Raw genomic sequence first — 10,949 nt, 5'->3', positions numbered from 1 at the left:
GAAGTTCAGGAATGTCATCGTTCCCATCATGGGAAGGTCAAGCCGCCCCACGGCAAATCCTGGGTTTTACAAGGTTAATCTCATACCGCACGTTGACCTTCCCATGGTGGGAAACCTGAGACTGCCATCTCCGATCCACCGAAGGAGCTACTGATGCATGAGTTCGAAATCCAATCGATGACCTGCGGCCATTGCGCGAGCCGTGTCGCCCAGGCGGTCAAGGGCTTGGACCCGCAAGCCAAGGTCGAAGTGAATCTTCCCGCCAAGAAGGTGCGCGTCGAGAGCGCCGAGGACCGCGCCAGCGTTGCCACCGCGCTGGCCGAGGCAGGTTACCCGACAGCCTAAGGGAGCCGCGCTGGGAACGAATGATACGAGGCGCTGGACTTGCTCCATCGTTGCGGCGCGCGTCCACGTCCTGCGATCGTGTTGGTGAAAGTACCAGATTACAAAGTTGTCATGTATGGGTAAGCCTCTCGTCGCGCCATGCTTTCTACAGTTTGGCCTTGATGCAGCGAACCGGCACCACAGTCGGTGCGTCTGCGTCATGCCCAACCTAGAAGGAACTGAAATGAAAAAGACTCTCCTTGCCATTGCAGCCACCGTGTTCTTCGGCGGCGCTTACGCGCAGAGCCACACGCAGGAGGCTGCACCGCAGACGAACACCAAATCACAAGCCGCTGCTGAAGCCAAGAAAAACGCGAAGCCGGCAGGCGTCAAGCAGATCCGGGATGGCAGCACTGCCGAGGGCGAAGGCTCTGGCGTGAAGAAGACCACCAAGGCCGAAATGAGGGGTGAGGATCGCCAGCAAGCACGCGAGGCGCGCCCTCATCGGCATCCGGTGCCAGGCGGCACGCCGCAGTAAAGCAGGCCGCTCGCCGCGATGAGGCCGCCTAAACCGCCTCATCGCCCCGCAGCCCTCCTGGAGCAGCCGATTGAAGAGGCGCCCAGGCAGCTCGCGTCACAGGTCAATCATTTCTGTTCGGTAGCCGACAAGCCGCGTAAGCGGACTTCGGCTCACCGAGCGTTGCGCACAATTTTCCGTGGAGATTCAAATGAAGCACGCATTCAAAACTTCCCTCGCCCTTGCCGCCCTTCTGACCGCATACGGCGCTCCCGCGCTTGCCGGAAACTATGCCGAGGGAGATCCGAGGCCCACTGCGCTGGTGTCATCGTTGAACCGCGCGGAAGTCTCTGCCGACGCGCAACGCTGGGCTCAGGCTGCTCCCACGCAAGGCTATCCCGAAGGCGATCCGCGCGCGGTTGCCTTCGTCTCGGCAAACAGCCGGGTCGCCGTAATGGCCGACACCCTGATCTGGATGCGATCGGGTCTGGCGGCGGCGCAGAACGGCGAAGCGGGCTCCGACCTGTCGCGCCCAGCTTATAGGCAAGCTGCTGCCGAATACGCGCGGCTGCGTTCTGGTCCCGAGTACACAGCATTGGTGCAAAGCATCGAAAGCAACCGAGCCTCGGCAAGGACGGCCAGCCGCTGATATCGCCGAGAGGCTGCAAATCCAGCGCGCGCCGCCCCGAAAAGCGCAACACGCACGCAGCGGGCATCTGCCCGCTGCGCGCCTTCCTTTGTGCTTGCGGAATTGGCGATCGAACGGGATAACGCATTTGTAATGCGCGTGTCGGCTGGGTGCAAAGCTTGGACCCGTAGAGTGAGTTGCATGTCGACTGGATCGACATCGCCCGATCAAGGTGATCACGGCAAACACTATGGGAGACACATCATGCTAAGCAAACCATCGCTAGCATTCGCAATCGTCTTTGGTGTCTCAGCTGCTGCAGTACCTTTCGCAGCCTCCGCTGACGCCCCCTCTCACTTTGCGCCAAATGAAGCCGGGGTCATGTATCACCGCGATCATGACGCCGGCAAGGAAATGCCGAGGGCGCAAGTCGTGACTGAACTCGAGACTGCAAGCAAGCAGCGGCATTGGACCTGGGCGAGTCGATACGGCGCTCCGTGGCCTGTTGCCAAGACCGGCCCAGGCAAGACACGCGAGCAGGTTCGTCAAGAGACTCTCGAGGCCATGCGTCGAAACGAAATTCCTTCCGGCGAGAGGTAGCGTTGAGCTCGGTCAGGCAAAGACGTGCGTGCTGCGCCAGCAGACGGGTGTCACGCGAGCAAACGGGGCCGCGCATGCCGAAAGGCATGCTGATGGCCCCTTCTGCCGATGTTCGGCACGCCCCTCGGTGGCAGCGTGATTGTCCGCTCGTCTGTCAACATCGAATGGATCCCAATGGCCAAATTTCATCGGGCGCTTGGCCTGGGAGCCGGCCCGGTGCTCGCCGCCAGTGTGCTGGGCTGCTCGGCCTTTCTCGAAGAGGTCGACGCGTTTCAGCATGGTTGGCGAACTGCCGTGGTGCTTGAAGTAGGCTCGGCCGCGCAGCTTCGCCGTGGAGCCATGACCGATTGTAGAAAAGTTGCCACCGCAGAGCAGCTTGCGGAACGCCGCTTCGCTGTCGTCATTGACCGAACGGCAAGCCGTCGACACAGCCATGTGGTCTTGTTGGAAGAGAGTTCAAGTGCGAACCGAGGCGATGTTGTCCGCACGAACGTCTTGCGGTGCGGCACGCCAGTCGAGGTGCAACCGCGCACGATCGAGCAGCGGCATGTACCTGAAGAAATCAAGAGTGATTCTCAGGCATCGAGATGACGACGATCGCAGCAGATCCAGAGGTACGCCGCCTCTACTGCGTGCTCACCGGCGGGATCTGACTTCGCGAGTTGCTCCAGCGCGCACAGCAACTGCTCGGCCACTTCCATGTGCCGTTCAGCCACTGCCTGCTTGTAGAGCCGCAGCAGGCCCCGTTCCAGGGTATTACCAACGTCAAACTGCTCAATCACGGCATCTCCCCATCGCGGCTTCTTGCCGCTACATGCAGCGTACACCTTCGTCCTATGGCAAGGTCAATCGAGGGGTCGCTTGACCTTCGCCTTAGGGCGAAGGTTTATTCTTCAATATGGCTGCTGCTTCTCCCTCCGCGCCCGAACGCCTGACCGTGGGCAAACTTGCCGCGCTGGCGGAGGTCTCGGCCAATGCCGTTCGCTTTTACGAACGAGAAGGTCTGATGCAGGTGCCGAGCAAGACCGAGAGGGGCTACCGACTATATGGGCCGGAGGCGGTACAGCGACTGCGCTTCATCAAGCAGGCGCAGCACAGCGGCTTCACGCTGTCGGAAATCCATGCCCTGCTGCAGTTACGCGACAGGGCATCAACGTGCTGCAGCGATGTGCGCAGCAGAGTCATTGAGAAAAAACTCGAGTTGGAAGCCCGCATCAAAGCCATGAAGGAGATGTCCAAGGCGCTGGACCAGCTTATTGCCAACTGCAGCAACGACACCCGCCCCGTCGAGGACTGCTCGATCTTGGCCGCGCTCTCGGCAAGCGACCAGGGAGCCCATCGATGAAGGTAGAAGTGCTGCACGTCATTGGTTGCGCGAAGTGCTTTCGCGAACTGGACAGCCTGCGCGCTGCGGCCCGGCGGGCCGACCCAGCCGTGGAGTGGAGCGAACTCGACGTCCTTGCAGCCGTCGACTATGCCGTCGAGCTGGGCGTGCTCCGGCCGCCTGCGGTGGCCATTGATGGCGAACTGGTGTTCGCATCGCTCCCCACGCCTGACGCACTAACTGCAGCGATGCACGAGCGTCGCCAGGGCGCGGGCTGATATGGACATCGAGGCATTCCAGCAGGCCGTCCAGCACGCTGGCGTGGCGGGGCTCATGGTCAGCTTCCTGAGCGGCCTTTTTTTCAGCTTCAACCCCGTCGCCTTGGCAGCCATTCCCGTCTCCCTGGCCTACGTGACCAAGGCACGCGCGCCGCGCCAGGCGTTGGTATTCGGCGGCATGTTCATCGCTGGCATGGTGCTCACGCATGTGCTTCTGGGTGTGGTGGCCGGCGCCGGTGGCAAGGGGGTGCAATCTCTGCTCGGGCGCTACTGGGGGTTGGTGCTCGGGCCGTGGCTCATTCTGATGGGCTTGCTGTGGCCAGGCTGGATCCGCATGCCGTTCAAGGGCCTATCGTTGCGCGCCAGCCGTGCCACCGGCTCCTGGGGTGCCTTCGCGTTGGGCGTTCCCTTCGCCATCGCGATTTGCCCGGCCTGTACGCCGGCGCTGATCGTGCTGCTCGGTGTCGTGGCTGGCATCGGGTCGCCGGCCTGGGGCGCGTTGCTGCTGCTGGCCTTCGCGCTCGGGCGCGGGGTGCCGATCGCACTGGGCGCGGGCGCCATGGGCTGGCTGGAAAAACTGCGGCCGCTCGCTCGCTACCAGCGCGCCTTTGACATCGTGGGTGGCGCTGCACTCGTCCTTATGGGCTTGTACATGCTCAATGCCCAATTCTTTTGGATACCGGAACTGGCCGTTTGATGCCGAGGTCCACGATGGCTTCGCACCCGCGATGAACGCCCTGCTGTTCGACTCGCTGCTGACCTGCCCTCACTGTGGCCACGCCAAGCGCGAGGTGATGCCAATCGACGCTTGCCAGTTCTTCTACGAGTGCGAAGGCTGCAAGGTGGTGCTTCGCCCCAAGCCCGGGGACTGCTGCGTGTTCTGCTCGTTTGGGTCGGCGCCGTGCCCGCCGGTTCAGGCGCCACGGCCTTGGTGCGGCTGAGCAAGCGTTTTGGATGCAGATGCCGTTGAATCGGGCCTCTGCATCAGAGCCTACTGAAGCAGCAGTTTCAGGATGCTTCCGCTCGCCACCGCATACGCATCGACATGTCCTGAAACTTTGAGCGCCGCGCCGGCGTAGTGGATGTGGGAACGGCCGCCAGGGTGCGAAAACCAACCCATAGCACATCGCAAGATTAGCATTTCGCGAAGGCTTGTCGGCGACTCCCTGAAGTGATGGAATGTGCCCTCGTATCAATCTTAGATGCTTCACAAGAGGCTGGCATCTTGGTTCGGCCCCTCAACCACCTTGGAGTTCCCTCATGGTTTCACGCGAATACATCGACATCGTGGCGGCGATTTGCGCCCGCTCGAGAGCGGGTGCCCCGAGATGTATATGGGCAGGTTAAAGGATTTGCAATGGGAACGGTGGCTGCGCCGCCTGCACCGGTCGGTGACTTCGAGGACTTCGCAGGCCTGATGATGAAAGGCTCGATTCGCCAAACAATCGCCGGTTTCATTTATGTCGGCACGTCGAATTCGCGGCCTGCGCCCTGGCACCTGTCGCCATCATCTTGGCGGTCCTCATGCTGAGAGTGTCGCCCGATACCTTGCCTTCCAAGGGCGTAAAGCCTAATGCGCATTCCACGGCCACTCCGCTCGCCGTGCTGGGCGATTCCAATAGTCAGTCGTATCACGACCCCATCTGGTTTCCAATGCAAACTGGCGAGCGGGGCGGCGCATTTCGTTCGGGAACCTTTCAACGGACCGAAGTTTTGGCGCGCCTGCGAGGGGAGGAGTTAGATCTGGGGCCATGGGTCCAATGGGGGTGGCCCGGGCCGATCGCGCGCGGGCGCGAGTGGCTTGGGCTGGCCGGCGGACGCTCACCACCCAAGCAAGACTATCTCTACAACTTCGCGAACTCGGGCGCCGCCTGTCGGAATCTCATGCGAGGCCGCTTCCGGCAGGCGCCGCGGCTCGTCGCGTTGATGAACCAGAGGCCAGAGCACTGGGAACGCGGGGTTGTGGTGATCCGGATCGGCATTAACGACTGGAGCGCCCTGCTCGATCTGCAGGCGCGTGATCCAATGGCTGCGAGGCTACATGAGACCACCGCGTACTGCAAAGGCGAGATTGCTGCGGCCATGGCACTAATCCGCGCCTCGCATCCGTCAACGCGAATCCTCGTGGTCGGCGTCGGGAACGAGGCGACGACCCTTCCAACCTGGAGAGCTATCAGACCGAGGCCCAGACACGCAACCTACGCGCAGCCGTGGCTAACTTCAACGACGCGCTGCGCAATCTGGCGAGCGGCGACCCTCGGCTCGCCTACTTTGACGACTTCGGATGGTTTGAGGGCCTTTGGGGGTCACGCACCGCCGATGGCAAGCCGGCGTTCGGCGCCGTCGAGATCGGAACGACTCTGCGGGTGACCTATTCCGCCGGCGACGATCCGCGCAACGCTCTGCTGAAGGATCTTCACCCCGGCCTTGCTTGGAATACGCTATGGGTGCAATCGGTGGTGCTGCGCCTTAACCAGGTATTCGGCCTCGGCGTGACGCCGATTTCCGATAAGGAGGTCGAGGGTTTTCTCGCGCCGCTAGTGTGCTGTCCCGCTAATACGTGAGCAAAGTCGATGCAACTTCTCGAGTATCGAATCGGCGGTGGCGGTCCAGCGAAATGGCTTGCAGTTCGCGTTGTAGTGCGCGACGAAATGGTCGATGCGCTGCACGAGTTGCTTGACGCTGGTGAACGAGCCGCGACGAATGGCCTTGTCGGTGATCAACGCGAAGAAACGCTCGACCTGATTGAGCCAAGAGCTGTAGGTCGGGATGAAGTGCAGATGCCAGCGTGGTCGGCTGGCCAGCCACGCCTTGATCGTTGGATGGCTGTGGGTGGCGTAGTTGTCGACGATGCAGTGGATGTCCAAGTCCAGCGGCACCGCCTTGTCGATTTCGCGCAAGAAGGACAGGAACTCCTGATGCCGATGGCGCGGTTTGCAACTGGCGAGCACGGCGCCATTGAGCACGTTCAGCGCAGCAAAAAGCGTGGTTGTTCCATGTCGCTTGTAGTCGTGCGTGACGCCCTCGACGTAGCCAAATCCCATGGGCAACATCGGTTGAGTTCGTTCCAGCGCCTGGCACTGGCTCTTCTCGTCCACACACAGCACCAGCGCGTTCTGCGGCGGACTCAGGTACAGGCCCACGACGTCGCGCAGCTTCTCGATGAAGAACGGATCGGTAGACAGCTTGAAGCCCTCGGTGCGATGCGGCTGCAGACCGAAGAGTTGAAAGTAGCGCTGCACACTGGTCTTGGAGATCCCGGTCTCGGCGGCCACCATGCGCACGCTCCAGTGCGTCGAGCCGTTGGCCGGCTTGGTATGCAGGGTGGTCTTGATCAACTGCGCCACGCGCTCATCGTCGATCGTGCGTGGCTTGCCGGGGCGAACGTCGTCGTACAAGCCGGCGATGCGCCGCTCGACGAAGCGAGCGCGCCACTTGCCCACCGTCTGCTTGGTCAGCTTCAGTCGCTGCGCAATTGCGCTGTTGGGTTCGCCGTCGGCGCTGTCCAGGATCAGTCGAGCCCGCCCGCTCAACGCCGCCGGCAACGAACGGCTGCGCGCGAACGACTGCAACTGCATTCGCTCCTCGTCACTGAGCACCAATTTGGTCTTCGGCCTGCCTGTTCTCATCGCGGTATCTCCGTTCCCCAGATACCGCATCGGCATGCACGATTAATGCCAGTTATTTGCGGGACAGCACACTAGTTGAGCCAACCAAAGTTCCAACGTGATGAGGCGATCACGCGGTAAAAAATGGCTTCCGCCGTCACCTGGTCCTTGGAAGCAGCAGATGTAGTCCGGCCTGAAAGGCCGAAAGGCCTATGCATGGGCGACCTATTGGAGCGGCAGTTTCAGGATGCTTCCAATCGCCACCGCACACGCAACGACATGTCCGGGAACTTTGAGCGCGCGTCGGCGTGGTGGACATGGAATTGGTCGCCAAGGTGCGAACCCACCCCTCGGGTTGCGCGCCGCTGTAAGGCAAAGGGACCGCGCCTCTCCTGGCACGGCTGACGAGGCGCCTACCTGGGATAGCTGGCGAAGACTCTCTCCCGTCCATTTCGATCGACTAGAAGTACTTGGTAAGGGTCACGCCGATCGCCGTATTCCATCCCAGGGGACCCCACCGGCATTCCAGGTACAGCGATGCCGATCGCCTGTGGCTTCATGGCCAGCAAGCGCTTGATATCGGACGCGGGCACGTGACCTTCCACGACGTATCCCTCCAGCGTCGCGGTGTGGCAACTTGCAAGGCGTTCCGGCATCCCGAAGCGCTTTCGAACGCTCGAGGTGTCTGCGGTATCGGTGACTTGCACGGCAAAACCGGCCGCCTTCAGATGGTCGATCCAAGCGTTGCAACAGCCGCAATCCGGATTTTTGTAGATCTGGATCGGAGCAGCCGCCTGAGACAGGCCTGGTTGCAGGACGGGGGTCGCTGCGATCGCAAAGAGGAGTGAACGTCTTTTCATGTGAGTCCTTTCGAGTATGCTTGCTCGGTCGCGCCAGCGGTTCAGTCAATTACCCGGATTGTGCGCAGGCGCAGCGCATTGCCGATGACGCTCACCGACGACAGCGCCATCGCCGCGGCCGCGACGACCGGCGACAGCAGCAATCCGAAAAGGGGGTAGAGCACACCGGCTGCCAAGGGAATCCCGGCCACGTTGTACGCGAATGACAGGAACAGGTTCTGGCGGATATTGCGCATGGTCGCATGCGACAGCGTTCGGGCCCGAACAATGCCCATCAGGTCACCCTTGAGCAGGGTGACGCCAGAGCTCTCCATGGCGACGTCGGTGCCGGTTCCCATCGCGATGCCGACCTCGGCCGCGGCCAAGGCGGGGGCGTCATTCACGCCGTCGCCGGCCATGGCCACCACGCGGCCTTCGGACTTCAGTCGCTGAACGACCGAGGCCTTGTCTTCGGGAAACACTTCCGCGACCACCTCGTCGATGCCGAGCTGGCGTCCGACGGCCTCGGCTGTCGTCTTGCCGTCGCCGGTGAGCATCACGATCCGAACGCCGGCGGCCTTCAGCGCCTGCAGAGCGGACGGGGTCGTCGCCTTGATCGGGTCGGCGATGGCGACGAAGCCGGCCAGCTTGCCGCCCGCGCCCACGAAAATCACCGTGGCTGCCTTCTGGCGCTGGCCTTCTGCCGACGCTTCGAGTCTGCCGACATCGATGGAATGCTCGGCCAAAAACTTGGCGCTGCCCGAGACAATGGCCTCGCCGCCGACCGTGCCCATGACCCCCTTGCCGACCGGCGAGTCGAAGTCGATCACCGGCGATAACGGCAGCTTGCGCTCCTGGGCGTCCATCACGATGGCCATGGCCAAGGGGTGCTCGCTGGCACGCTCGACGCTGGCGAGCTTTTGGAGCACGTCCTCCGCGGTGAATCCAGGCGCCGGCTCGATATGGACTACCTTTGGGCGGCCTTCCGTGAGCGTGCCGGTCTTGTCGACCACCAGCGTGTCAACCTTCTCCATGCGCTCCAGTGCCTCGGCGTCCCGGATGAGCACCCCGTGCTGGGCGCCACGGCCGACACCCACCATGATGGACATGGGCGTGGCCAGGCCGAGCGCACAAGGACAGGCGATGATGAGGACGGCCACCGCAGTGATGAGTGCGTAGCTGAAGGCAGGCGATGGCCCCCAGACCAGCCAAGCCACGAAGGTCAACACGGCCACGAGAATAACGACCGGTACGAACCAGCCGGCCACCTGGTCGGCCATCCGCTGAATCGGGGCGCGGCTGCGCTGCGCGGCCGCCACCATGTGGACGATCTGCGAGAGCAGCGTGTTGGCGCCGACCTTTTCGGCACGCATCACGAAGCCGCCGGTTTGGTTCAACGTGCCTGCAGTGACCTTGGAACCCACGGCCTTCGAAACGGGGATTGGCTCTCCGGTGACCATCGACTCGTCGACGTTGCCCTTGCCCTCGGTGAGCTCACCGTCCACCGGCACCTTCTCGCCAGGGCGCACACGCAGCAGGTCTCCGACCTGGATGGCATCGACCTGGACCGTCTCGTCCGTCCCATCTTGGCGAACTTTGAGAGCGGTCTTGGGGGCCAGACCCAGCAGCGCCTTGATGGCGCCCGACGTCTTCTCGCGCGCTCGCAGCTCGAGCACTTGGCCGAGCAGCACCAGCACGGTGATGACTGCCGCCGCCTCGAAGTAGATCTGCACGGCACCGTCAGCCAGACGCAGTTCCTCCGGAAACAGTTGCGGCGCCACCGTGCCCACCACGCTGTAAAGCCACGCCGCCCCCGTACCGAGCGCGATGAGTGAGAACATGTTCAGGCTGCGGTTTTTCACCGACGCTGCTGCACGCACAAAGAACGGCCAACCGGCCCAGAGCACCACTGGCGTGCCCAGGAGCAGTTGAATCCAGTTCGACAACTGCTGGCCGAGCAGGTGATTCAGATTGGTCAGGTGGCCACCCATCTCCAACGCGAACACCGGAGCGGTGAGCGCCGTACCAATCCAGAAGCGGCGGGTCATATCGCGCAGCTCGGGACTTTCGCCAGCTGCCTCGGTCGCCACGACCGGCTCCAGAGCCATGCCGCATATCGGGCAATGGCCGGGACCCATCTGCCGGATCTGCGGATGCATCGGGCAGGTGTACTCCACCTGCTTGCCAGATGGCACGGTCACCGTTGACCTGGCTTCCGAAGGTACCTGATGGGAGGCGTGTCCTGAATGGCTGTGACTGGGGTGCTGGTGTTCCGTGCTGGATGGCGGCATGGCGTTTTCCTGTTCTTGTTTGCCAGTTTCAACCTTGCCAGCGTGGGAAGGTCAAGGGCGCATGAAGTGCCCTTACTGACGCATCGAAAAGCGCGGCCGCCGCAATCCAGATGCCCAGCCCGAGGAGGCACGCCCAGCAGAGCCAGAAGAGGGCGCGTTCCCACCAAAGCGGCGGTCCACGGCGGAACTCCAGCCTGTATTTCAGCGTCATGCCCAGCGCATGAACGACAAGGCCTCCTACCAACAGGGACGTGGCGTATGACCGGAGCCACTCAGGCAGCACGAGGGCCAGACCGGCGCCAAGAATGATGGCGCCCAAACCGGAAACCAGTTCGGCACCCTTGACGGTACCCTTCGCCTGGTCATCTTGGCTCATCCCACTGCTGCTCGTGAAATTTGCATGGTTGTGGTTCGGACGTGGAGCCTCATATGGCAGTTACTTTACTGGATGCTGCCCGAGCGCGCAGCGCCGCCGTTGGCCTTGGAGAAGTTCGGAATAAAGCGCGGCGTCAAGGCGGCATAGTCCCGCCAAGACTGCCC

At 62.4% G+C, this 10,949-nt stretch carries 14 protein-coding genes; 9 read left to right on the top strand and 5 right to left on the bottom strand.

Features of this window, described 5'->3' with window-relative positions; all coding sequences use genetic code 11:
* The first annotated feature begins 153 nt into the window (after positions 1 to 153).
* From A8M77_RS21585 to A8M77_RS35395, 4 genes are all read left to right on the top strand, one after another.
* Entirely contained in the window at positions 154 to 345 is a 192-nt protein-coding gene (locus A8M77_RS21585; RefSeq protein WP_086923567.1) for a heavy-metal-associated domain-containing protein, read from the top strand.
* Positions 346 to 568: 223 nt separating this feature from the next.
* Entirely contained in the window at positions 569 to 862 is a 294-nt protein-coding gene (locus tag A8M77_RS21580; protein WP_086923566.1) for a hypothetical protein, read from the top strand.
* Between the two features lie 190 nt (positions 863 to 1,052).
* Entirely contained in the window at positions 1,053 to 1,490 is a 438-nt protein-coding gene (locus tag A8M77_RS21575; RefSeq protein ID WP_086923565.1) for a hypothetical protein, read from the top strand.
* 687 nt (positions 1,491 to 2,177) lie between these two features.
* Complete coding sequence (locus A8M77_RS35395) at positions 2,178 to 2,660, top strand: hypothetical protein (RefSeq protein ID WP_143694709.1); 483 nt, start codon at positions 2,178 to 2,180, stop codon at positions 2,658 to 2,660.
* Here A8M77_RS35395 and A8M77_RS21565 read toward each other — a convergent pair.
* Positions 2,645 to 2,851 (bottom strand): hypothetical protein, encoded by a 207-nt coding sequence (locus tag A8M77_RS21565; RefSeq protein ID WP_086923563.1) that lies wholly within the window; start codon positions 2,849 to 2,851, stop codon positions 2,645 to 2,647. The two genes, A8M77_RS35395 and A8M77_RS21565, sit on opposite strands and share 16 nt — an antisense overlap.
* A 116-nt stretch (positions 2,852 to 2,967) precedes the next feature.
* Between A8M77_RS21565 and A8M77_RS21560 the strand changes: the two genes are divergently transcribed.
* The 5 genes from A8M77_RS21560 (at position 2,968) to A8M77_RS35390 (ending at position 6,235) form a co-directional block, all read left to right on the top strand.
* The gene (locus A8M77_RS21560; protein ID WP_086923562.1) at positions 2,968 to 3,414 is read left to right on the top strand and encodes a heavy metal-responsive transcriptional regulator; all 447 of its coding nucleotides are present in this window, start codon (positions 2,968 to 2,970) and stop codon (positions 3,412 to 3,414) included.
* Positions 3,411 to 3,671 carry a hypothetical protein gene (locus A8M77_RS21555; protein ID WP_086923561.1) on the top strand — a complete coding sequence of 87 codons (261 nt, stop codon included), beginning with the start codon at positions 3,411 to 3,413 and terminating at the stop codon, positions 3,669 to 3,671. The genes A8M77_RS21560 and A8M77_RS21555 overlap by 4 nt, the downstream gene beginning before the upstream one ends.
* Position 3,672: 1 nt before the next feature.
* Positions 3,673 to 4,368, top strand: coding sequence for a cytochrome c biogenesis CcdA family protein (locus tag A8M77_RS21550; RefSeq protein WP_086923560.1), 696 nt, complete (start codon positions 3,673 to 3,675; stop codon positions 4,366 to 4,368).
* A gap of 31 nt (positions 4,369 to 4,399) precedes the next feature.
* Positions 4,400 to 4,612 (top strand): GDCCVxC domain-containing (seleno)protein, encoded by a 213-nt coding sequence (locus tag A8M77_RS36915; RefSeq protein WP_086923559.1) that lies wholly within the window; start codon positions 4,400 to 4,402, stop codon positions 4,610 to 4,612.
* A gap of 1,269 nt (positions 4,613 to 5,881) precedes the next feature.
* The gene (locus A8M77_RS35390) at positions 5,882 to 6,235 is read left to right on the top strand and encodes a hypothetical protein (protein ID WP_143694708.1); all 354 of its coding nucleotides are present in this window, start codon (positions 5,882 to 5,884) and stop codon (positions 6,233 to 6,235) included.
* On the opposite strand, the gene A8M77_RS21540 is transcribed toward A8M77_RS35390, so the two are convergent.
* The 4 genes from A8M77_RS21540 to A8M77_RS21525 all read right to left on the bottom strand — a co-directional run bounded on the left by A8M77_RS21540 (position 6,209) and on the right by A8M77_RS21525 (position 10,785).
* Positions 6,209 to 7,300 (bottom strand): IS630 family transposase, encoded by a 1,092-nt coding sequence (locus A8M77_RS21540; protein WP_086923558.1) that lies wholly within the window; start codon positions 7,298 to 7,300, stop codon positions 6,209 to 6,211. The genes A8M77_RS35390 and A8M77_RS21540 overlap by 27 nt on opposite strands.
* Positions 7,301 to 7,692: 392 nt before the next feature.
* On the bottom strand, positions 7,693 to 8,139 hold the full coding sequence (locus A8M77_RS21535) for a DUF411 domain-containing protein (protein WP_086923557.1): 447 nt from the start codon (positions 8,137 to 8,139) through the stop codon (positions 7,693 to 7,695).
* A 41-nt stretch (positions 8,140 to 8,180) separates the two neighbouring features.
* Positions 8,181 to 10,409, bottom strand: coding sequence for a copper-transporting P-type ATPase (locus A8M77_RS21530; RefSeq protein WP_086923556.1), 2,229 nt, complete (start codon positions 10,407 to 10,409; stop codon positions 8,181 to 8,183).
* Positions 10,410 to 10,437: 28 nt separating this feature from the next.
* Positions 10,438 to 10,785 (bottom strand): hypothetical protein, encoded by a 348-nt coding sequence (locus A8M77_RS21525; RefSeq protein WP_086923555.1) that lies wholly within the window; start codon positions 10,783 to 10,785, stop codon positions 10,438 to 10,440.
* Positions 10,786 to 10,949 lie beyond the last annotated feature (164 nt).

Source organism: Variovorax sp. JS1663 (genome assembly GCF_002157355.1).
Taxonomy (GTDB): domain Bacteria; phylum Pseudomonadota; class Gammaproteobacteria; order Burkholderiales; family Burkholderiaceae_C; genus Variovorax.
Note: the sequence above shows the minus strand (reverse complement) of the source record. Positions and strands in the feature narration are given on the sequence as shown.